The organism is Pseudomonas sp. FSL W5-0299 (genome assembly GCF_005930655.1).
In the GTDB taxonomy this organism is placed as follows: domain Bacteria; phylum Pseudomonadota; class Gammaproteobacteria; order Pseudomonadales; family Pseudomonadaceae; genus Aquipseudomonas; species Aquipseudomonas mandelii.
Genome location: NZ_RXHX01000052.1, coordinates 1 through 22,523, shown reverse-complemented (window position 1 = coordinate 22,523; position 22,523 = coordinate 1). Strand labels below are relative to the sequence as shown.

Sequence of the window (22,523 nt, the reverse complement as noted above, 5' to 3'; positions counted from 1 at the left end):
AGGTCTTTCAAAGTGAGCGAGCCAAAAGTGATTTATCTAGGTCCGGCCTGCGAGGCCGAAACCAGTGAAGGCAGGACCTGGGCTGAGGACAACCCTTGGCCGGACTGCGAATGCGGCCACCGCCCAGTGGAGTACGTGCTGGGCGAGACCTTCGAACGCATGAAGGCCGAACGTGACGCCCTGCAGCTGCGCCTGAACGCAGCGGATCAGGTCATCGACGACCTTAAAGCGCAAGTTGCTCCGCTTTCGGCAATTGGTGAACTTATCCTATCGCAAGATAATCGCTGCACCGATCAGCCGTTGTTTGCCGTGATGGAAAAGCGAGGGGTCCTAACGCTCGACACCCACGATCACGACCGCATTGAGTGGGTCGAGACAGAGAGCGGCGACTACTGTGAGGCGGACGAGTCGAAAGCACGAAGGCTGGAGGCTCTACACCAAGGCCACCGCGAGACACCTGGCTGGGAACGTTACGCCATAAAGGATATTGATGTGTTCGTAACGGCCTGCTTCACCGAGCAGGGCTGCAAAGACTTTCTGGAGCGTGATGGTCACAACCATCGCAGGCCGTTCATCTACGCGTTTGGAAGCTATCGGAACGGGGAATACCAGATGGTTCGCAACTGGTTGAAGTCTCTTCGCGAACAAGCAGCACCAGCCGCCCTGTAAAAGAGTACATCTGTACTCCACCCATCTGTAACCCCCTCCCACTTCAAAGTCAGCCGCTATAGCGGCAAGGACGAAGTCATGCCTGAAGAAAGGATCGTGTTCGTCAACGACAAGCCTGCCGAATGCGGCTGCCAACTGAGCTTCAGTGATGGGCAAGGCCAGTATTCGAACGTCTTCCATGTCACCCCATGCGCCGCCCATGCAGTGAAGCCATTCGGCCCCGTCGAAGTGAAGCGCGACAAGGATGGCTGGTGGTACCACCCGAACATCCCGAGCTTTGGTGAAGGCGAAGATCCTACCCCCTACTACGCCTGGGCCAAAGAGCAAGGGCTGGAGCTTAAAGGCTGGCACTCGGGTGACGAAATTTACGACCTTCCGGAAGAGGATGCGGCGTGCACCGCGTGGAACCCCGAGTCACCGGGGCCTGAATGGTTCCTGATGGGGATTTTCGACACCGAAGACGGCCCGTATGTGCAGTGGGCTCGCCGCGAGGTGACGTCGTGAGAGCCTACCCTCTCGATATCGAATCAGTTGGCGAGGACACCTACATCGTCATGAGTCGCGGCCATCACGAACTGGAACAGTTCATGGCCGAGGCGGTGAAGGAAAGGCCCCGCTGGAAGCTTGGCGGCCCGATTCACGTGTGGTGCAAGACCACACCGGCGCACGGCACCTATAGCAGCTGGTTTCACTTCGTCCCGGAAGGCACTCGGGGTAGCTGGCCAGCCACGTACTGCTTCGAATACGGCGATGGCTGGGAACACTACAACGGGGTGACGCCATGCTCCTGACCTGCATGGCCAGCTGCGCCCTCTTCTTCTGGCTTCCATTGGCCCTGACCATAAAGGCGGTGATCGGATGAGCAAGCGAGCGATTCACCTGTATCCGTGGGACGGCGGCACCGAGGCCGACCAAGATCCACCGGAGCACGTCTACTGCGGTACCGACGGCAGCATGACCGACGATCAACTCACGAACGACTGGCGGCACGTCACCTGCAAGCGCTGCCTCAAGATTCGGGAGAAGGAACTAGCCGCACAGGCAGCGGATGACCGAGACCAGAAGGTCAAGCTGTTCGACGAGGCCCAAGCAATTACAACCACGCTCGGTCATTCAAACATCTCGACGGCCATCAAAGCTTTGGTCAGAGAGCGCGACGAACTCAAGGCAGAGCGAGATAACCTGCGCGAAGACCGCGACGGCCTCCTTGAGGCGGGGGCACACCTTCTATGATCCTGCCCCTGATTTACATGACCTACCTGATCTACAAGGGGCCGTGGCGATGACCCACCAACCCAAAGGCGGCATGTGTCGCACCTGCGTCCACGCCCACCGCAATTGCAGCCACCTCCCCTTCAGCACCATGCCGGCGCTCGCCCGGGACGCTCAGACCGTGATCGTCCGCTGCACTGACTTCCAGCGCCGCAAGTAACCCCTCTTCCACCTACCAGCCTGCCGGTGTACGGCGGGCGAGGAATCCGCATGCCTATCCAGAACATCGTCAGCGTCAGCGGTGGGAAAGACTCCACCGCCACGCTGCTGGTGGCGATCGCCCTGGAAACAGAAAACCTTCAGGCCGTATTCGCCGACACCGGTAACGAACACGAGCAAACCTACCAGTATCTCGACTACCTGGAGCGCGTCACAGGGGTGCCGATTACGAGGGTAAAGGCGGACTTCAGTCGCCAGATCGCAGGAAAGCGGAAGTTTATCGAAACCAAATGGCGTGAGCAGGGCATCGATGAGCCCATAGTGCTGGCCGCTCTGGATGTATTGCAGCCAACGGGCAATCCGTTTCTCGATCTCTGCATCTGGAAGGGTCGCTTCCCTAGCCGCAAGGCCCAGTTCTGCACCATGGAACTGAAGCGCGACCCGATGCTTGAGCAAGTGGTAATGCCGCTGATGGGCCAAGGCGACATGCTGATCAGCTGGCAGGGCGTTCGGGCCGATGAGTCGTTAAACCGCCGGTATCTGCCTGAGTGCGATGAGGTCGGCGGCGGCCTGTTCAATTACCGCCCGATTCTAAAGTGGGACATCCCGGCGGTGTTCGAGGCCCACCGCTATATGGGTATAGAGCCGAACCCTCTCTACTCCCAAGGAATGGGCCGGGTTGGTTGCATGCCATGCATCAACTGCCGAAAAGATGAGCTTAGAGAGATAGCCCTGCGCTTCCCCGACGTGATCGATCGAATCGACCGCTGGGAACGCCTGGTGCAGCAGGCAAGCAAGCGCGGCGCGGCCACATACTTCGCTGGATCAAACGCCAAGCACCCCAGAGGCTCAATCGCCGACATGACAGCCCTCGAGGTAATGGAAATCGCGAGCATCCGCCAAGCGGTGGAGTGGTCGAAGACGGCCCGAGGCGGCATTCAGTACGACTTGATGATTGCAACCGATGCCACAGCCTGCTCTTCAGCGTATGGCCTGTGTGAATAGCACCCCACCATAAACCACCTTCTGCCGCCACGCGGCGCGGAGCATCATCATGGCAAAAGTTTTGGCCCAGATTACGGTCAAACTGCCGCGCCTCATGGAGGCCGGAGAATACAGAAAGCTGCGGTACGTTGGCGGTAAGCCGAGCCTGCAACAGTTGAAGAAATGGATTGAGGAAGGCGAAGTGATTGGAGAGGTAAAAGGCGGGATGTATTTCGTCGACGTACAAGCGGCTGTGATGGGTTCGAGCGACCCGCTGCTGGCCAAGATGCTGGAGATCGGGTGATGGCTGCCCGCCCGCGCACGCTTCAAAACAGGAAGTTGCCGCCAAATCTTTACCCGAACGGAAAGTATTGGCGGTACCGCAACCCGGTAACCGGCGTGATGACCAGCATCAACCGGCCTTTGGAGGAGGCAATCAAGCTGGCCCGCGCCGCCAACCTGAAATTTGCAGAACTGGTGGTTGATGACGGTTCGCTGCTCGCCCTGCTGACCGGCGACCGCCTGCCGATCGTGAGCAATTTGCTGAAGCGCTTCGAGGAAGAATGGCTGCCAGAAAAAACCTACGCCGCCCGCACGCTGGAAGAAATTAAATTCAAGCTTGAGCGGTACCGGCAGGACTTGGGCGAACGACTCATCGGGCAGATGGACGTGCTGGCCATGGCCGAATACCTCGACCAGTTCACCAACAACGCCTACACGAAGCACCGCGGTCTGTGGGTCCAGATCTTCGCCTTTGCCGTGGCCAAGGGCCTGGCCGAGCGCAACAACGCCGAACTGACGCTGGTGAAAAAGGAGGCGGAGAAGAAGCGTCAGCGGCACACGCTCGACGGACTGAAGACCATCATCGACGCCGCGACCACGCCGCCCTGGCTGAAGCGGGCCATTCGTCTAGCACTGGCCAGCCTCCAGCGGCGCGAGGACATCGTCACCTGGTTGAAGTCGGCCGTCGATATGGACAAGAACACGCTGACGGTGTCGCCCGGGAAGACCCAAGGCTACGACAACCCTATTCACCTGAAGATCACAATGGGCGCTGCGCTGCGGGAAGTTGTCGGTGAGTGCATGCGATCGCCGATCGCGTCGCCGTACCTCATCCACTACAAACCCAAGGCCCGCAGGCGGGAACAGATCGACGCGAAGGACCACTGGACGTCGGTGACACCGGACTACCTGACCAAGGAATTCAGCAAGGCCAGGGATGCCGCGCACGCCTACGACCACGTGCCCGCCGGCGAGCGCCCCACTTTTCACGAGATCCGCGCTTTGGGGTCATGGCTTTACGAGCAGCAGAAATTCCCAACGGAATACATCCAGGCGCTGATGGGCCATGCGGACGAGAAGATGACGAAGCACTATCAGGAGGGGCACGACGAAAAGAAGATCGAGTACTTGGAGGTGAGCGCCGAGTTGGCGTTCTGAGGTGGGAGTTTTGCAAAAGTTTTGCAAAAGTTTTGCAAATCGCAGAAAGCAAAAAGGGGTCACCGTTTCCGGTGACCCCTCTAGACCGCCCAGCAGAGCGGATTTTGTTTGGTAGGCGCGATTGGACTCGAACCAACGACCCCCACCATGTCAAGGTGGTGCTCTAACCAACTGAGCTACGTGCCTGCTGTGAGGCGGCATTCTACGGAATTTCGGAGGGGTGTCAACACCTTTTTTCGAGCTAACCCTATGAATATGCAAAATATTTAATTTAGCGGCGGTTAAGAAGATTTTCCGGTGGCTGGCGGTCGATTTTTAACTCGGGTAGGATCGAGGCACTCGTAAAATATATTAAACAGAGGCAGCCGGATGGCGAACACCCCCTACCCCGAATCCTATTACGCCGCGTCGGCCAATGCGGTTCCGCCGCGCCCGGCCTTGCAGGATGACGTAGAGACTGATGTCTGTGTGATCGGTGCCGGTTACACCGGTCTGTCCTCAGCCCTGTTTTTGCTGGAGAACGGTTTCAAGGTCACGGTGCTGGAAGCCGCCAAGGTGGGTTTTGGTGCGTCGGGCCGTAACGGTGGGCAGATCGTTAACAGTTATAGCCGTGACATCGATGTGATCGAACGCAGCGTCGGTCCCAAGCAGGCTCAGTTGCTGGGGCAAATGGCGTTTGAAGGCGGGCGGATCATTCGTGAGCGGGTCGCCAAATATAATATCCAGTGCGACTTGAAGGACGGTGGCGTGTTCGCTGCCATCACTGCCAAGCAGATGGGCCATCTGGAATCGCAGAAACGCCTGTGGGAACGTTTTGGTCATACGCAGCTTGAGTTGCTGGATCAAAAGCGCATACGTGAAGTGGTGGCCTGCGAGCAATACGTCGGCGGCATGCTCGACATGAGCGGCGGGCACATTCACCCACTCAACCTGGCATTGGGCGAAGCGGCGGCGGTCGAGTCGCTGGGCGGTACTATTTATGAGCAGTCGCCAGCGGTCCGCATTGAGCGCGGCGCGAATCCGGTGGTGCATACGCCACAGGGCAAGGTCAGGGCCAAATTCATTATCGTGGCCGGCAATGCCTATCTCGGCAATCTGGTGCCGGAACTCGCGGCCAAGTCGATGCCTTGCGGCACTCAGGTCATCACCACCGAGCCTTTGGGCGATGAATTGGCCAAGCGTCTGCTGCCGCAGGATTACTGCGTCGAGGACTGCAATTACCTGCTCGATTACTACCGCCTGACCGGCGACAAGCGCCTGGTCTTCGGGGGTGGTGTTGTCTATGGCGCGCGGGATCCGGCGAACATCGAAGCGATCATCCGGCCGAAGATGCTCAAGGCGTTCCCGCAACTCAAGGACGTGAAGATTGATTACGCCTGGACCGGCAATTTCCTGCTGACCCTCTCGCGCCTTCCCCAGGTCGGGCGGATCGGCGACAACATCTACTATTCCCAGGGCTGTAGCGGCCACGGCGTCACGTACACGCACCTGGCGGGCAAGGTGCTGGCCGAAGCGCTGCGTGGCCAGGCTGAGCGTTTCGACGCGTTCGCCGACCTGCCGCACTACCCGTTCCCCGGCGGGCAATTGCTGCGCACACCGTTTGCCGCGCTGGGTGCTTGGTATTACGGGCTGCGGGACAAGTTCGGGTACTAAGAACGACTGAAATCCTTTGTAGGAACGAGCCTGCTCGCGAAGGCGGCGAAACAGTCAACATGGATGTTGGATGTGCCGGCCTCTTCGCGAGCAGGCTCGCTCCCACAAGGGGAATGGTGTTTAAAGTCGATCCCGTGCGATGCCGCTGCGGATTCGCAGGATGTCGGCGAGTACGGCGAGGGCAATTTCCGCAGGATGTCGGCGAGTACGGCGAGGGCAATTTCCGCAGGGGTTTTACTGCCCAGATTCAGGCCGATGGGCGCATGAATCCGCGCCAGTTCTGCGTCTCCCAACCCACCAATCCTGCGCAACCGCTCGAAGCGCTTCTGCGAGGTCTGCAGGGAGCCCATCACACCGATGTAAAACGCCTCGGTGCGCACGGCTTCCATCATCGCCAAATCGTCAATGCGCGGATCGTGAGTCAAGGCCACCACCGCGGTGTCGCTGTGGCAGCCGCCATCAGCAATGAACACGGACGGCAATTGACGACGAATCTCAACGTTTTCCAGCACGACACCTTCCAGCACCTCGTCGCGCGGATCACAGAGAATCACCTCGAACCCGAGGCCAACCGCAAACTCCGCGCACGCCTGGGCGACGCTGGAATACCCCGCCAACAGCAAACGCTGAGCCGCGCCGATCCGCACGCGCACCCGATCAATCTCCCGTTCGATGCGCACGCCCTGCTCACGATCAGTGAATAGGCTGCGTGCACCGCTGGCCAGATCGATCTCGCGGATCAGCCGCCGCTGGCCGAGCAACGCTGACTCCAGTTCCCGCAAATGAGCCTGAACCTCGCACCCGGATTCGAGCTTCTCCACCAGTACATCGAGCACACCACCGCAGGGCAAACTCACACGAGAATGCGGATCGTCGCCTTCGCCATAACGGACCACGCTGACCGCATCAACAAACGCGCCCTCGGCGACGCGTTCGAGAAAGTCTTCCTCGACGCAGCCGCCGGACAGCGAGCCGATCCACTGTCCGTCGGTGTTCACCGCCAGCAACGAGCCCGGCGCGCGCGGCGCCGAGCCATAGGTGGCGAGCACCGTGCACAGCCAGATGCGCTGGCCGGCCATCGACCATTCCAGCGCCCGGCGCACGACTTGCAGATCGAGATGCTGCATGTCAGTGCGCCTTGTGCTCGAGTGGCGGTGCATCGGCGCGCAACGTCTGAACGTCGCTCACGGGCAGATCACCTGTCTGACCACCCCACCCTTGACGCAGGTAGTTGAGCAGATCGGTGAGTTGCTCGTGACTGAGCTTCTCCGCGAACCCCGGCATCGGTTGCATGTGTTCGAACCCGGTGAATTTCTGCTCACCAATGCCGTCGTCGATCACCCGCACCAGGTTGCGCGGGTCTTCCAGGCGCAGCGTGGTGTTGCCGCGCATGGCCACGGCGATGTGCGGCTTGCCCTCGCCGCCGACCGCGTGGCAACCGGCGCAGACGTTCAGGTAATCCTGACGACCGCGCTGGGCGCTCGCACCGAGCTTGTCCAGCGGCACGTCGGTCAGTACCTTCGCGGTCGGCGGTTGATCGCCGAGCAGGAAGGTTGCCATTGCTGCCAGGTCCGGGTCATTGAGGCCTTGGGTGCTGTTGTGAAACACCGGGAACATCTCGTTGAACATCGTGCCCTGGGCGCTCATGCCGTGTTTGAGGAACGTGCTCAGGTCCTGATGATTCCAGCCGCGAGCGGCCAGGTCGTTGGCCAGCAGGCTAGGCGCCAGATAGCCGTTGAGCACGCCGCCGGTCATGCGTTTGTCCTGCTGCATCGCGCCCGGCAAGCCGCGCGGGGTGTGGCATTCGCCGCAATGACCGAGCACGTCGACCATGTACTGGCCGCGCTTCCAGGCTTCGCTTTTGCCGTCGGCCGGCGCCAGCTTCACGTCCTTGCCGTAGAGCATGTTCCAGCCCGTCAAGCCCTGGCGCACGTTGAACGGAAAGCTCAGGCTCGTGACCGGCGCTGCCCGTTCGATCGGCTCGACGGTTTTCAGGTACGCGTGAATCGCATCGGAATCTGCGCGCGGCATCAAGTGATAGGAGGTGTACGGCATCGCCGGATACAGGTTCGCGCCATCGCGACGCTTGCCCTCGGTGAGCGCGGCGAAGAATTCGTCATCGTTGTACAAACCGATGCCGTGCTCTTTGCTCGGGGTGATATTGGTGCCGTAGATCGTGCCGAACGGCGAGACGATCGGCAGCCCACCGGCATACGGCGCGCCACCCGGCGCGGTGTGGCAGGCCATGCAATCGGCGGCGCGGGCGAGATAGGCACCACGAACGACTTGATCATCCGCATGAGCCAGCAACACAGACGCAGCCAGACCCACCGCCAACGCCAGACGGGACAGTAAATGCTTCATGCTCAACCCTCCTTGACCAGGCCGAGATCGGTCAGCACGTTGCGCGTCGCGCTGTAATACCGCACGTAGCCGGTGCAGCGGCAGATATGGTGACCGAGGCTGTCCTCGATGACTTTTTCCAGCTGGCTTTTGACGATGGGCTGACGTTGCAGCTTCTCCACCAACACCGTCGCGGCATTTACAAAACCCGGTGCGCAGTAGCTGCACTGGAAGGCAAATTCATCGACGAAGCGCTGCTGGATCGGACTGAGTTCGGTGACCTGGCCCTGTTCATCGCGAGTCGCGTGGCCTTCAATGGTGCGCACTTTTTTGCCTTCGAAATAGTGCGCACCGGTGATGCAGGTGCGCACTTCTTCGCTGGTGCCGTCCGGGTTGTCGACGATCACTACGCAGGCGTGGCAGATGCCCTGGCCGCAACCCAGGCGCGAGCCGGTGAGGTTTTTGTATTCGTGCAGGTAATCGATCATCGGCAGGTCATCAGGGATGTCCACCGGGCCGACGGATTGACCATTGAGGGTCAGTTGAAGCGGACGGTTAGCCATTGAGGGCCTCCTTGATGCGGGCAGAAGTGATAGGCAGGTCGCGGACCCGTTTGCCGATGGCATGCGCCACGGCGTTACCGATGGCACCGACCACCGGGATCATCACCACTTCGGCGATGCCCTTGGATGGATCGCTCGGCGACAGCGGCGGCAGGATTTCAGCCGTCTGCGTCCACACCGCTACGTGGCGCGCCATCGGCAAACGGTAACGGTTGAAGTTCCAGTCACCCTCCCCCGGCCCGCCTTCGTACAGCGGCATCTCCTCCATCAACGCATGGCCGATGCCCATGGCGATCCCGCCTTCGAGCTGGCCCTTGACCAGTTCTTCCACCAGCACCCGACCGCACTCGACCCACGAGTGGTGGTTGAGCACCTGCACTTCGGCGGAGCCCTTGTTCACTTTCAGTTCCACCAGCGTCGCCACCGGGCTGTAATACGTCACCGCCGCGTTGTTCAACTGCGTGTCCGGGTAATGCACGTTCTGGCGATCCAGCAAGTGAAAACCGGCGCTGTTCATCTGCGCCTTTTTCACGCTCGGCGCGCCATCGCCGTACTTGACCGCCAAGCCGTCCAGCGGCAGACGTTCACGCACGCCGTCGATGCTGAACTCGGCCTCGGCCCAACTCCAGCGGTTGAAACCGTGCACGGTCGCGCCGGTCACCAGGCCTTTTTCGTGGGCGTGCCTGGCCAGTTGCTCAAAGCTCAGCGGCTGCATGCCGTTGGCGGTGAGTCGGCCGTCGACCCAATGCGCATCTTCACGGCGCACCACATACGGGTTGGCCTGGCCGCCGTAAGGGCCCTGGCCCCAGATCTGCAACGCCGCCGGCCACAAACCGTGGTTGAACAACACGCGCGCCGCTTCACGGGTGGCGTGGCTGAAGTAATAGGCGGAGTTGGTCGCCGATGAGGCCGAGGCGAGTTTGCCGACCCAGCGCGGATTGCGTAGCACAGTGTCCTGCTCGGCCTGGCTCATGAGGTACGGGTTGCCGCCGGTGATCAGCTGCAACTCTTTCCATTCGGTCTCGCCGGTCTTCACTTCAGTCGCCGGGACGCCAAGGAAATCCGCCACGACCAAGGCTTGCGAGGTGGACATGCCGGTGCCGATTTCGATACCGATGTGGCGCAGGGTGATGTGCCCATCAGCGGTGAATTCGATGCTGGCCATCGGCGCTTCGGAACCGGTGCCGAAGTCTTTCTGGCAGATGGCAAAACCGACGCCGTACCAGTTGTCCGGGTCCCGGGCTTCACGCTGCTTTTTGATCGCGTCGCGGTTTTTCCAGACTTCGTGGACAGCGGCTTTATCGAGAATTTCGTGCAGGCGCAACGCGCCTGCCGGCACCGCGCCCTGGGTGTTTTTCATGCCCGAGACCATGGCGTTTTTCTTGCGCAGATCAATGGCGTCAATGCCGAGGCGATCGGCAATCTCATCGACCATCATCTCGGTCGAGGCCATGCTTTGCAGGGTGCCGTATCCACGCATTGACCCGGCTTCAACGGCGCGGGAATGGTAGGCGGTGACCTGCAAATCGTTCTGCGGCATGTAGTAGATCGACTGCGCCGCCGTGGCGCCAACCGCCGCGACAGAGGGGCTGTAGTTGATCCGTCCACCGCCGTCGACGTTCATCTCGGCGCGGAAAATCTTGAAGCTGTGATCGGTCTTGTCGACCGCCAGTTGGTAGCGGATGTCGAACGGGTGACGCTTGATGCCGCTCTGGAACTGCTCGTAGCGATCGTTGGCCAGACGCACCGGCACACCGGCGCCGTACAACGCCGCAAGCGCCGCGTAGTACACGAAAATGTTGTGATCTTTGGAGCCATAACCGACGGTGTAGCCCGGGTGCATGTTCAGGTTGGCCAGGCCGAAACGCGACGGTGCGATCATCTTCGCGGTTTCGCTCGCGGTCTCTAGCGGGCACTGGGTGGCGACGACAAAATGCAGGGTTTTGGTCGCTGGGTCGTACCAGCCGTTGCCGTTGTCTGGCTCCATCGCGGCCGGTTCGATTGACGGGGTTTTGTAACGCTCGTCGAACACCAGCCAGTTGTCTGGTGGCGTGTCGATTTGCTGCTTCATGCGCTCGGCGTAGAACAAGCCGCGCTCGGTCAGGTTGCCGTGCAGGTTCGGTTGGGAATTCCACACCGGACGACGGTTGCGCAGCATCGGGAACAGGATCGAATCCTTCAGGCTGGCGAATTCGTCTTCATCCGCCGAGGTCGCCCCACCGACGCGCACGTAGCGGAAACTGCCGTAGGGATCGCCTTCATAGAACGGCACTTTGTCGCCGTAACGAATCGCTTTGTCATTGAATTTGAGTTTGGCCTTGGCCTGGCGAAAGCGTTCGAAGTCGTTCCAGATCAGGATCGCCACGGGATGGCCGATGAACATCGGCACCTTGCCCTCCGGCAGCAGCGGATCCGGCGCGTGCTCTTCCGGGAAGGCGATGCCGTCCTTGTCCAGGTCGGCGGCGGTGACGATGCGGTCCGGCTGCAAGTCGGCGCCGAGCCACGTCAGGTCGTAACCGGCATAAATGCGATCGGCCTTGGTGGTCTTCAGCAGCATGGCGTGGCCTTGTTGCTGCGGCCAGCCCGGCATGTCCTTGGCGCGGATGTCGCGGGCAAACACTTTGCTGCCGCAGACCTTGGACAAGGCATCGTTACGCGAGCGCGCCTTGCCGTTGTTGCCGAGCCATTGCTCGGAAGGCACGGTCACGCTGTTTTCCATCAAGGCCGCCAGCGCCTGACTGCTGAGCGGCGTGAGCGTCACGCTCACACCCGCCACCAGCCCGCCCTGAAGGAACGAGCGCCGGGATATTTCACGGTTGGACATGGATCATCCTCTGGGCGGTTATGGGTCCGCCCTTCTGGTTATGTTCTGGGGATTTCGAGTCTTGCAGAAGCCCTTTTTGACGAAGCAAAGGGCTGTGTCGACAGTGCAAAGCTGACCGAAAGGTTAACTTTATAGATATATCGGCTTGTAGAAAACAACTGGCAACAAAAATCTGACCAAATAATCAGAAAACCGCCGCTTTCCGGCGAAGCAAATCGATGAACAAACCCAACTCCCGGCTGATGTGTTCGCCCTTGCGCAGCAACAATCCGAATGGCGCCAGTTGCACATCCAGCTCCACCGGCAGCGCCACCACCAGACCCATTTTCAGGTAGTCGCGCAACGCGGTTTCCGAGAGCACCATGATGGCGTCGGTCAGTTGAATCAGTTGCTGCATCGAGTACACCGAGCTGCATTCGATGATGTCGGCGGGTGTCGGCAACGCCAGGCGCTGCAAGGCCTGATCCAGCCCGATGCGCGCCGGGCTGGTTTCCGGCTGCAGGATCCACGGCCAGCCGCTGACCAGTTCCGAGAGTTCGAGCGTTTCCCGTTGCACCAAGGGATGACCGGCGTGAACGACAACCAGCAACCGTTCGTTGCCCAGCTGTTCGAACTCGTAATGTTCGCTGTCGGTGGCCGCGTTGCGACGGGCAATGGCGAGGTCGATGCGGCCCTGCTCCAGCAACTGGATCACCTGATCGCTGGTGTCGCCCATGATGCGAATGCGCAACTGCGGATTGAGCGCCTTGATTTCGGCAATCGAATCCATCACCAGGTCGGGCGCGGCGCCCATGATGGTGCCGATGGACAGATAACCGTAACCGCCCTGCTGCCGCGCAATCAGGTCTTCGGCGCAGCGGTCGAGGCCGCTGAGGGCGGATTCGGCGAAACGAATCAACTCGCTGCCCAGCGCTGTTGGCCGCATTCCGCGCGGCAGGCGCTCGAACAGATCGCAGCCGAACATGTCTTCAATCTCATGCAGCATCCGGGTCGCCGCCGGTTGCGACATGTTCAGGCTTTGTGAGGCGCGGTGCAGGTTCTGACTGCTGCTGAGCGTCACCAGCATGTGCAAATGCTTGTAGCGCAGGCGGTTGAGCAGGCTGCGGGAGATGATCGGCGTGGTCATGGCGGGCCTTTGTTATCGATACCCTGAAGGTATCAGTTGTGAGCTAGATTCGATTTGTAACGCATCGATCCGCGGCCGTACAGTCTTTCCCATAAGAACAAATGCCCTACCAAAGGAAAACTGCGATGAAGACTCTACCTGCGCCTCTGCTCGCCAAAATTTCCTGGCGGCTACTCCCTTTCCTGCTACTGATGTACATCATGGCCTTCCTCGACCGCGCCAACGTCGGGTTCGCCAAGCAAGCCTTTCAAGCCGACACCAACATCAGCGACGCCGCCTTCGCCTTCGGCGCCGGGGTGTTTTTCGTGGGTTACGCGCTGCTTGAAGTGCCGAGCAATCTGATCCTGCACCGTGTCGGCGCCCGCCTGTGGATGTGCCGGATCATGGTGACCTGGGGGCTGGTCTCCGCCGCCATGGTCTTTGCCCACACCGAAACCAGTTTCTACGTCCTGCGCTTTTTGCTGGGCGTGGCCGAGGCCGGTTTCTTCCCCGGCGTGATCCTTTACCTCACCTACTGGTTCCCCAGCGCCGCGCGCGGCAAAGCCATGGGCTTTTTCTACTTCGGTGCACCGCTGGCGTTCATCTTTGGCAGTCCGTTGTCTGGCTTGCTGTTGGAGCTGGACGGATTTGCCGGCGTCCACGGCTGGCAATGGCTGTTCGCGGTTGAAGGCTTGATGGCCACGGCGGTGGGCGTCTGGGCTTATTGGTATCTGGACAATCGCCCGGCTGACGCGAAGTGGCTGACGGTTGAAGAACGCCAGCAAGTGCAAGGCATCCTCGATCAAGAAGATAGCCACAAACAGAATCATGGCCGCAGCCTGCTCAATGTTCTGTGCCAACCCTCAGTTCTGTACTTGTGCCTGATTTATCTGCTGATTCAGGCCAGCGTCTACGGCGTGGTGTTCTATCTGCCGACCCAGGTCGGCGGGCTGCTGGGCACAAAGGTCGGGCTGATGGTCGGACTGGTCACGGCGATCCCATGGATCTGCGCGATAGTCGCGGCGTACCTGATCCCCGGCTACAGCGACCGCACCGGCGAACGTCGCCGCACCGCCTGCCTGACGTTGCTGATGTCCGCAGCCGGAATCGCCTGCTCGGTGACCTTCGCCAGCCCGTTCCTCGGCATCGTCGCCCTGTGTTTCGCCGCTTCGGGTTTCATCGCTGTGCAACCGGTGTTCTGGACCTTTCCTTCCAGCTATCTCGCCGGCAGCGCCGCTGCAGCCGGGATTGCCCTGATCAACTCGTTCGGCGCCCTCGGCGGCTTCATCGCCCCGGTCCTGAAGAACTGGGCCGAAGGCGCCTTCCATTCACCGGCCGCAGGCTTGTACGTGCTGGCCGGCACCACCGTCATCGCCGCGTTGCTGGTCCTGGGCATCCGCTCACCCGTCCACAAGCCTTCCAACACACCGGCCACCGTTTAACCTGAGGAGTCACACCATGGGCATTCCAACCATCAAACACGTCCGCGCCTTCACGTTGAGAGGCGGCGGCGCGGATTATCACGATCAGGCGGACGGTCACTGGATCGACGATCACATTGCCACGCCGATGAGCAAATACCCCGAGTACCGCCAGAGCCGCCGCACCTTCGGCATCAACGTGCTCGGCACGCTGGTGGTCGAGATCGAAGCCAGCGACGGCACGGTCGGTTTCGCCGTCACCACCGGTGGCGAGCCTGCCGCGTACATTGTCGAAAAACACTTGGCGCGTTTTCTCGAAGGCGCACGGGTGACCGACATCGAAAAAATCTGGGACCAGATGTACCAATCGACCCTGTATTACGGTCGCAAAGGCATCGTCATCAACACGATCTCCGGGGTTGATCTGGCGTTGTGGGACTTGCTCGGCAAGATCCGCAAAGAGCCAGTGCATCAGTTGCTCGGCGGTGCGGTGCGCGACGAATTGCAGTTCTACGCCACCGGCGCCCGTCCGGACCTGGCGCAGAAAATGGGCTTCATTGGCGGCAAGATGCCGTTGCACCACGGCCCGGCCGAAGGCGAGGAAGGCCTGCGCAAGAACCTCGAAGAACTGGCGACCATGCGCGAGCGGGTGGGCCCGGACTTCTGGCTGATGCTCGATTGCTGGATGAGCCTGGACCTCAACTACGCCACCAAGCTGGCGGTCGGCGCCCACGAGTACGGCTTGAAGTGGATCGAAGAGGCTCTGCCGCCGGACGATTACTGGGGCTACGCGGCCCTGCGCAACAACGTGCCCAAAGGCATGTTGGTGACCACCGGCGAACACGAAGCCACCCGCTGGGGTTTCCGCATGCTCCTGGAAATGGGCTGCTGCGACATCATCCAGCCGGACGTCGGCTGGTGCGGCGGGATCACCGAACTGGTGAAGATTTCCGCCCTGGCCGATGCCCACAACGCGCTGGTGATTCCTCACGGCTCTTCGGTTTACAGCTACCACTTCGTCGCCACCCGGCATAACAGCCCGTTCGCCGAGTTTCTGATGATGGCGCCGAAGGCTGACGAAGTGGTGCCGATGTTCCACCCGCAATTGCTCGGCGAACCGGTTCCGGTGAACGGCCGCATGCGCCTCTCGGCACTCGACCAGCCAGGTTTCGGCGTGACCCTGAACCCGGAATGCCAACTGCATCGGCCGTACAACCGCTGAGAAAGGACCCCGCTATGAACATGCCTCACAACGCTTTCAAGGCCGCGCTGAAAAATCCGGCGACCCAGTACGGAATCTGGGCCGGTTTCGCCACCGGCTACGCCGCCGAAATCGTCGCCACCACCGGTTACGACTGGATGCTGATCGACGGTGAACACGCGCCGAACACCGTGCCCGGCGTACTCGCGCAATTACAGGCGGTGGCGCCCTACTCCACGGCGCCCGTGGTGCGTGCGGTGACGGGCGATGCCAACCTGATCAAGCAACTGCTGGATATCGGTGCGCAGACGCTGATGATTCCGATGGTGGAAACCGCCGAGCAAGCGGCCGCCCTGGTGCGCGCCATGCGTTACCCGCCCCACGGTGTTCGCGGCGTCGGCGGCGGTTTGACTCGCGCCACGCGCTGGGACGGCGTGCCGGATTATTTGAACACCGCCCATGAGCAGTTGTGCCTGATCGTTCAGGTGGAATCGCGGATTGGCGTGGAAAACGTCGAAGCGATCGCCGCCGTCGAAGGCGTCGACGCGGTGTTTATCGGCCCGGCGGATTTGTCCATCGGCCTCGGCCATGCCGGCAACCCTGGCCATCCTGACGTTCAGGAACGCATCCAGCACGCAGTGAAAGCAACGCTCGCAGCCGGCAAGGCTTGCGGCATCCTCGCGCCGAACGAAGAAGACGCGCGCCGCTATCAAAGCTGGGGGTGTCAGTTCATTGCCGTGGCCATCGACATCAGCCTGCTGCGCCAAAGCGCCACGGCCACCCTCGCCCGTTACCGCGCACCGGCCACCGAACACGCGCCGTCGCGCACTTACTGATCAGCCAAGGAGTCGCCCCAATGTCGTCCGTGCCCGTGTACGAAAACTTCATCAACGGCCAGTTCGTGGCCAGCACTGCCCATCTCGATGTGATCAACCCGGCCACGGGTGTCGTGCTGTCGAAAGTCCCGGCCTCGACGGCCGAAGACGTCGACCACGCCCTTGCCGCCGCGCGCGCCGCGCAAAAAGATTGGTCGCGCAAACCGGCCATCGAACGCGCCGGGCATCTACGCCGGATCGCGGCCAAGCTGCGGAAAAACGTCGCCCACCTGGCCCGCACCATCACCCTCGAACAAGGCAAGGTCAGCGGCCTGGCGGAAGTGGAAGTCAATTTCACCGCCGACTACCTCGACTACATGGCCGAGTGGGCCCGGCGTATCGAGGGCGAAATCATCACCAGCGACCGGCAGAACGAAAACATCTTTCTGTTTCGCAAACCACTGGGCGTGGTCGCCGGGATTCTGCCGTGGAATTTCCCGTTTTTCCTGATCGCCCGCAAGATGGCGCCGGCCCTGCTGACCGGCAATACCATCGTGATCAAACCCAGTGAAGAAACCCCGAACAACTGCTTCGAATTCGCCCGGCTGGTGGCCGAAACCGATCTGCCGGCGGGCGTGTTCAACGTGGTTTGCGGCGATGGTCGAGTGGGCGCGGCGCTCAGTGCGCACAAGGGCGTGGACATGATCAGCTTCACCGGCAGCGTCGACACCGGTTCGCGAATCATGGCCGCCGCCGCGCCGAACATCACCAAACTCAACCTGGAACTGGGCGGCAAGGCGCCGGCCATTGTGCTGGCGGATGCCGACCTTGATCTGGCAGTAAAAGCCATTCGCGATTCGCGGATCATCAACAGCGGTCAGGTGTGCAATTGCGCCGAGCGGGTGTACGTCGAACGCAAGGTCGCCGACTCGTTTATCGAACGCATCGCAGCGGCGATGAGCGCCACCCGTTATGGCGATCCGATTGCCCGGCCAGAGGTGGAAATGGGCCCGCTGATCAACCGTCAGGGCCTGGACAGCGTCAACCGCAAAGTGCGCACGGCCTTGAGCCAGGGCGCGAGTCTGATCAGCGGTGGGCAGATTGCCGATTTGCCGAACGGCTTTCACTTCCAGCCCACGGTATTGGCCGGGTGCAGCGCCGACATGGAGATCATGCGCGAAGAGATTTTCGGCCCGGTGCTGCCGATCCAGATTATCGACGACCTCGACGAAGCCATCGCCCTGGCCAACGACTGCGACTATGGCCTGACTTCGTCGATCTACACCCGCGACCTCAGTAAAACCATGCACGCAATGCGCGAGCTGGATTTTGGTGAGACTTACGTCAACCGCGAGAACTTCGAGGCCATGCAGGGCTTCCATGCCGGGGTGCGTAAATCCGGGATTGGCGGCGCGGATGGCAAGCATGGGCTTTACGAGTACACCCATACGCATGCGGTGTATTTGCAGGGCTGAGTCTTGCGGCGTTGCTGATGCCGCTATCGCGAGCAGGCTCGCTCCCACAGGGAATTGGTGTTGTTGATTAAATCTATGCAACAACACAAAACCAGTGTGGGAGCGAGCCTGCTCGCGATGGCGTCGGGTCAGTCAACGCGATGCCGTCAGAAGTCGACGGTCGCCGAAAGCAGATAGGTCCGCGGTGTCGACAGCGTCAACCCTGGCTCACTGTCATCCGACGCCCCGGCCGAACTCCAGTAGCGCTTGTCGGCCACGTTCTCGATGTTGGCGCGCAATGTGATGTTCTTTTCCTCGACCTTGAACGCGTAGCGTGCGCCCACGTCGAAACGCTCCCACGAGTCGATCTCCTTGTTGTTGGACTGGTCCAGATACTGCGAACTGGAATAGATGCCCCGGCTGGTGAGGGTCAGGCCCTGCACGGTCGGCACGTCCCACTCGGCGCCCAGGTTGACGTTGTATTTCGGAGTGGCCGGCGCCCGGTTGCCGTCGAAGGTGCCATTGGCGGTGTTGGTCAACTCGCTGTCGATATACATGACGCCGCCGAGCAGGCGGAAACCCTCGAGCGGCTCACCGAACACACTCAGTTCCACACCCGTGTTTTCACGCTTGCCGTTCGGGCCGAAAACCCGCGTGGTGGCGTTGGTCTCATAGGCCGGCTGCTTGATCCGGAACACCGCAGCGGTCATGGCAAACGCGCCAGCGTCATACTTGGCGCCGACCTCGACCTGGCGGCTGATGAATGGCGGGAAAATCTCGTCTTCGTTGATCGAGGTCGATGGCGCGATCTTGCCTTGGCTCAGGCCTTCCATGTAGTTCGCGTACAGCGACAGCTTATCGGTGGCCTTGAACAGGATGCCACCCGACGGCGAAACCTTTTCCTCGTCGTAGGCCGTGTCGCCTTTGACGTTATCCGACCAGTCGTCGACCTTCACCCGCTGCCAGCGGGCGCCCAGGGTCAGCAGCAGCCGGTCATCGAAGAATCCCAGGGTGTCGGACAAGGCCACGCCGCTGAAGCGGTTCTCGGTATAGACCTTCGGATCCTGGCGCGTCGGCCTGACCGGCGTCGGTGTTTCCACAGGGTTGTAGAGGTTGCTGGGGGCCGCCGCGTAACGTGCGCCGCCATTTTCGAAGTCCATGTAGAAATAACTGGCCGCCAGGTTGACCTCGTGGCTCACCGGGCCGGTATGAAACCAGTTGCGCACCCCAGCCGTGGCCGTCCGGACGTTTTCGTCGCGGGTGAAATCACGGGGTTGAACGCTGAAATCGCCCTTGTCGTTGGTGACCGCGACGGCATGCCGGAGAAAATCATGATTGCTTTTGCGCGCGCCCACACCGCCGTAGAGCATGACGGAATCGTTGACGTCGAATTCGGCGTTCACCGTGCCGAAAGTGTCGTTGGTACTCGCCTTGCTCCAGGGTTGCGCATAGTTGTGACGCACATCGCTGGCATGTGGAACCCGCGCGTTGGCGTTGACCTGCACCCGCTCCTGCGGCGCGTCGGTATCACGCTCGGTACGGCCGACGTCCGTCGAGAGACGCAGGCGTTCACCGCGAAAATCCAGGCCCAGCACGGCCATCTCGCGGTCGACATTCTGCTGATCCCATTCGGTGTCGCCAGACTGCTTGACGCCATTGAAACGAATGCCGAACTTGTTGTCTTCACCAAAGCGCCGGCCAACATCCACTGCACCGCCGACCTGGCTGTCGGAAGCGTACATACCGGTAAACGAAGTAATGGGCTTGTCGGTGGCGCGCTTGGCCACCACGTTGATCCCGCCACCCACGCTGCCCCGCGGCGAGATGCCGTTGATCAGTTGGCTCGGACCTTTGATCACATCGACACGATCGGCCATCTCCATATCAATCGTATAAGTCGGCAACACGCCGTAGAGACCGTTGTAGGCCACATCACTGTTGAACAGGCTCAACCCTCGAATGGTGAACTGCTCATAGCGCCCACCCGCCGGGTTCGTGGCACGAACCGATGGATCGTTGGCGATCAGGTCGCCCAAGGTCCGCGCCTGCTGGTTCTTGACCACCTCGCTGGTGTAGGTGGTCATGCTGAACGGCGTTTCCATGAAATCTTTGGAGCCCAGCAAGCCTTGCGAACCGCGACGCGCAACCTGGCCGCCGGCATACGGATCACCGTCCACCGGGTCGATGGAACCGAGAATCGAGGTGGCGCCGAGTTGCAGACCACTGCCTTCGGGCGCCGGGGTCAGGATGTAGGCCTGCTCGCCCACCGGTTGCAGTTGCAGACCGGAACCCTGCAACAGCCGCGCAAAGCCCTCCTCCACGGCGAACTCGCCGGACAGACCGGGGCTGTTGCGACCGCTCACCAGCGCCGGGTCCACAGACAGATTGACCCCGGCCAGACCCGCGAAACGGGTCAGCGCTACACCAAGGCTGCCTGCCGGCACCTGATAACTGCGTCGAGGCGCGTCTTCGGCCCAACCGGCGGTGATAAACAACGGACAGGCACTGAGGCTCAGCAACAGGCTCAAGTGCATTAACGGGCGCAGGCGGGATGAAGCCAAACGCGGACTCGACGGGAACACTGCGGGCATTGAAGAAGCTCTCTTGATTCGTTCACTTGCCTTGAATGACAAGCGACGCGAAAAAAGGGGACACCCTTCAAACACTATTTTTGCGCGGCAGCAGCGTGACCCAATAACGCGTACGCGAATGCACCTCCAGCGGCAAGCTGGCCGCTAACAGCGTGAGGATACGATCGGTGTCTTCCAGGCGAAAACTGCCGGTGACACGCAGGGATTCCAGTTCCGGCTCCCAGCGCAGCACACCCGGGCGATAGGTGCTGAGTTCACGCAGGAAATCCCCCAGAGGCTGGTTCTGTGCCATCAACACACCGTCTCGCCAGCCTGGAGCAAGCACGTCGAAGGGCTCCACAGCGCCGGCACCTGCCGCCTGAAGGCTGACTTGCTGGCCTGCGCGCAATGAAAAGACCGGTCCGCGCAAAGGCTCCAACTGCACCGCGCCGTTGAGCACCGACACCCGGCAACCCGTCGGCCACTGGCGAACACACACTTCGCTCTGACTGACGACTACCTGGCCGAAGTGAGTCTGGATCGTCAGCGGCGACGAACCGGGGACTTTCAGGGCTATTTCGCCCTCCACGAGCTTCAGTAGCCGAGTGTTCAGATCGATATCGACGGCGCTCGCGGTGTTCAATTGCAGCGAGCTGCCATCGGCCAACCGGACTTTCTTGCCCTCACCGGTCGCCGTGCGCAGGTCGGCACCCCAGACATCCAAAGGCAACTGCCGACTGATCAGCCAGGCAGTCGGCACCAACGCCACCGCTCCCACGGCGCGCTTGAGCACCGCACGCCGGCTCGGCTGCGGCCTATCCAGACTGGCCATCGCCAATGCTGAAGGCAGGTCGCTAAAACGTTGACGCAAGCGTTGTGCTTTCTGCCAGGCCTGTTCGTGGCTGGAATGGCTGTCGCGCCAGGTCTGCAACTCGGCACGGTCCTGCTCATTGGCAGTGCCCGATTCCATCAGCGCCAGCCACTGCGCGGCAGCCCGCATGACTTGGCGGGCGTCGGCCGAAGGGGCTGAACCGATCACAGGTCCACCAGCAGGCAGTGTTCGTAGGCTTGGGCCATGTAGCGCTTGATCGTGCGTTCGGAGACTTGCAGGCGCTCGGCGATTTCCTGGTAACCCAGGCCTTCCAGTTGGCTCCAGAGAAATGCCCGTCGTACCGGGGTCGGCAATCCATCGAGCAATTCGTCGAGGGCTTGCAGGGTTTCCAGCAGAATCCAGCGCTGCTCAGGGGATGGCACGCAGTCTTCGGGCAGCAGCGCCAGGGCGTTGAGGTAAGCCTGTTCGAGGCTGCGGCGCTTGTAGAAGTTGGTCAGCAGCCGTTTGCCCACGGTCGCCAGGTAGGCGCGGGGCTCTTGCAGGTCAGCAATGTGCTGGGAGCTGGCGAGCACACGCACGAACGTATCCTGGCTCAGGTCCGCCGCATCATGACCATTGCTCATGCGCCGCCTCAACCAGTTTTCGAGCCAGCCGCGATGGTCGCGGTACAAGTCATGGAAGGTTTGCTCCTCCGGCATCGCTGCATCGCTCATTTCAAGAAGCCCTGTGCCAAGGAGTTATCGTAAATGAGAGTGATTCTAATTAATGTCAGGCGTGCGAAGGAAGCCCTTTATGCATCGACTGAGCAGAAAGGTTCATTGGGGAGGGTATGGAGGAGAGAAAAGCCAAATCGCAGACACAAAAAACCCCGGTCTTTCGACCAGGGTCTTTGCTATCGACTCGAAGATTGCCAGCGGCTTTCTTCGTAGCTCCAAGGCGTTCAGCGGGCCTTGAGGCAGATATGGCGCAGCGGACGGGACTCGAACCCGCGACCCCCGGCGTGACAGGCCGGTATTCTAACCGACTGAACTACCGCTGCGTATCGCTTTGAGCTGACGCTCAATTAACTCGTCTGACTGAAAGCTCCGAGACTTTTCAATCTCTCTTTCAATCTCGAATCAGGTCAAGCCTGACTCGGAAAATATGGCGCAGCGGACGGGACTCGAACCCGCGACCCCCGGCGTGACAGGCCGGTATTCTAACCGACTGAACTACCGC

At 60.9% G+C, this 22,523-nt stretch carries 19 protein-coding genes, 2 tRNA genes and 1 pseudogene; 12 read left to right on the top strand and 10 right to left on the bottom strand.

All coding sequences use genetic code 11. The annotated features are described in order from the left end of the window. Window positions 1–12: 12 nt before the first annotated feature. The 7 genes from FHL16_RS34610 to FHL16_RS31665 all read left to right on the top strand — a co-directional run bounded on the left by FHL16_RS34610 (window position 13) and on the right by FHL16_RS31665 (window position 4,524). Window positions 13–669 carry a hypothetical protein gene (locus FHL16_RS34610; protein WP_238706213.1) on the top strand — a complete coding sequence of 219 codons (657 nt, stop codon included), beginning with the start codon at window positions 13–15 and terminating at the stop codon, window positions 667–669. A gap of 78 nt (window positions 670–747) precedes the next feature. Then, window positions 748–1,173 (top strand): hypothetical protein, encoded by a 426-nt coding sequence (locus FHL16_RS31690; protein WP_238706212.1) that lies wholly within the window; start codon window positions 748–750, stop codon window positions 1,171–1,173. Then, on the top strand, window positions 1,170–1,460 hold the full coding sequence (locus FHL16_RS31685; protein ID WP_238706211.1) for a hypothetical protein: 291 nt from the start codon (window positions 1,170–1,172) through the stop codon (window positions 1,458–1,460). The genes FHL16_RS31690 and FHL16_RS31685 overlap by 4 nt, the downstream gene beginning before the upstream one ends. A 67-nt stretch (window positions 1,461–1,527) precedes the next feature. After that, a complete protein-coding gene (locus FHL16_RS31680) occupies window positions 1,528–1,902 on the top strand; it encodes a hypothetical protein (RefSeq protein ID WP_077750344.1) in 375 nt (124 codons plus the stop codon). Between the two features lie 249 nt (window positions 1,903–2,151). Next, entirely contained in the window at window positions 2,152–3,105 is a 954-nt protein-coding gene (locus FHL16_RS31675; protein WP_077750343.1) for a phosphoadenosine phosphosulfate reductase domain-containing protein, read from the top strand. Between the two features lie 49 nt (window positions 3,106–3,154). Continuing rightward, a complete protein-coding gene (locus FHL16_RS31670; protein ID WP_034134173.1) occupies window positions 3,155–3,388 on the top strand; it encodes a hypothetical protein in 234 nt (77 codons plus the stop codon). Next, the gene (locus FHL16_RS31665; protein ID WP_077750342.1) at window positions 3,388–4,524 is read left to right on the top strand and encodes a tyrosine-type recombinase/integrase; all 1,137 of its coding nucleotides are present in this window, start codon (window positions 3,388–3,390) and stop codon (window positions 4,522–4,524) included. Before FHL16_RS31670 ends, FHL16_RS31665 begins: the two co-directional genes overlap by 1 nt. Window positions 4,525–4,633: 109 nt before the next feature. Here the strand turns inward: FHL16_RS31665 and FHL16_RS31660 are convergent. Then, a tRNA-Val gene (locus FHL16_RS31660) sits at window positions 4,634–4,710 on the bottom strand. Window positions 4,711–4,893: 183 nt separating this feature from the next. Here FHL16_RS31660 and FHL16_RS31655 point away from each other — a divergent pair. Then, on the top strand, window positions 4,894–6,177 hold the full coding sequence (locus FHL16_RS31655; RefSeq protein WP_010455992.1) for an NAD(P)/FAD-dependent oxidoreductase: 1,284 nt from the start codon (window positions 4,894–4,896) through the stop codon (window positions 6,175–6,177). A gap of 120 nt (window positions 6,178–6,297) precedes the next feature. Here FHL16_RS31655 and FHL16_RS31650 read toward each other — a convergent pair. From FHL16_RS31650 to FHL16_RS31630, 5 genes and pseudogenes are all read right to left on the bottom strand, one after another. Next, window positions 6,298–7,304 (bottom strand): annotated as a pseudogene (locus tag FHL16_RS31650) (XdhC family protein). 1 nt (window position 7,305) lies between these two features. After that, on the bottom strand, window positions 7,306–8,541 hold the full coding sequence (locus FHL16_RS31645) for a c-type cytochrome (protein WP_077750341.1): 1,236 nt from the start codon (window positions 8,539–8,541) through the stop codon (window positions 7,306–7,308). Window positions 8,542–8,543: 2 nt separating this feature from the next. Next, on the bottom strand, window positions 8,544–9,083 hold the full coding sequence (locus FHL16_RS31640) for a (2Fe-2S)-binding protein (RefSeq protein WP_077750340.1): 540 nt from the start codon (window positions 9,081–9,083) through the stop codon (window positions 8,544–8,546). After that, window positions 9,076–11,907, bottom strand: a complete 2,832-nt coding sequence (locus tag FHL16_RS31635) for a xanthine dehydrogenase family protein molybdopterin-binding subunit (protein ID WP_077750339.1) — start codon at window positions 11,905–11,907, stop codon at window positions 9,076–9,078. The genes FHL16_RS31640 and FHL16_RS31635 overlap by 8 nt, the downstream gene beginning before the upstream one ends. Window positions 11,908–12,091: 184 nt before the next feature. Further along, on the bottom strand, window positions 12,092–13,033 hold the full coding sequence (locus FHL16_RS31630; protein WP_010456001.1) for a LysR family transcriptional regulator: 942 nt from the start codon (window positions 13,031–13,033) through the stop codon (window positions 12,092–12,094). Window positions 13,034–13,158: 125 nt separating this feature from the next. On the opposite strand from FHL16_RS31630, the gene FHL16_RS31625 reads away from it, so the two are divergent. Genes FHL16_RS31625 through aldA form a run of 4 tightly spaced genes read left to right on the top strand, consistent with a single transcriptional unit; the run spans window position 13,159 to window position 17,924 of the window. Further along, entirely contained in the window at window positions 13,159–14,454 is a 1,296-nt protein-coding gene (locus FHL16_RS31625) for an MFS transporter (protein ID WP_010456004.1), read from the top strand. A gap of 16 nt (window positions 14,455–14,470) precedes the next feature. Further along, window positions 14,471–15,655, top strand: coding sequence for an L-rhamnonate dehydratase (gene rhmD, locus FHL16_RS31620; RefSeq protein ID WP_077750338.1), 1,185 nt, complete (start codon window positions 14,471–14,473; stop codon window positions 15,653–15,655). Window positions 15,656–15,669: 14 nt separating this feature from the next. After that, window positions 15,670–16,470: an aldolase/citrate lyase family protein gene (locus tag FHL16_RS31615; protein ID WP_077750337.1), complete on the top strand. Its 801-nt coding sequence runs from the start codon at window positions 15,670–15,672 to the stop codon at window positions 16,468–16,470. A gap of 20 nt (window positions 16,471–16,490) precedes the next feature. Continuing rightward, complete coding sequence (gene aldA / locus FHL16_RS31610) at window positions 16,491–17,924, top strand: aldehyde dehydrogenase (RefSeq protein ID WP_077750336.1); 1,434 nt, start codon at window positions 16,491–16,493, stop codon at window positions 17,922–17,924. A gap of 146 nt (window positions 17,925–18,070) precedes the next feature. On the opposite strand, the gene FHL16_RS31605 is transcribed toward aldA, so the two are convergent. The 4 genes from FHL16_RS31605 to FHL16_RS31585 all read right to left on the bottom strand — a co-directional run bounded on the left by FHL16_RS31605 (window position 18,071) and on the right by FHL16_RS31585 (window position 22,344). Beyond that, the gene (locus FHL16_RS31605; protein WP_077750335.1) at window positions 18,071–20,494 is read right to left on the bottom strand and encodes a TonB-dependent receptor; all 2,424 of its coding nucleotides are present in this window, start codon (window positions 20,492–20,494) and stop codon (window positions 18,071–18,073) included. Between the two features lie 67 nt (window positions 20,495–20,561). Next, window positions 20,562–21,512 (bottom strand): FecR domain-containing protein, encoded by a 951-nt coding sequence (locus tag FHL16_RS31600; protein WP_077750334.1) that lies wholly within the window; start codon window positions 21,510–21,512, stop codon window positions 20,562–20,564. After that, the gene (locus FHL16_RS31595) at window positions 21,509–22,018 is read right to left on the bottom strand and encodes a sigma-70 family RNA polymerase sigma factor (RefSeq protein WP_077750333.1); all 510 of its coding nucleotides are present in this window, start codon (window positions 22,016–22,018) and stop codon (window positions 21,509–21,511) included. The genes FHL16_RS31600 and FHL16_RS31595 overlap by 4 nt, the downstream gene beginning before the upstream one ends. Before the next feature lie 249 nt (window positions 22,019–22,267). After that, window positions 22,268–22,344, bottom strand: a tRNA-Asp gene (locus tag FHL16_RS31585). Between the last annotated feature and the right edge of the window lie 179 nt (window positions 22,345–22,523).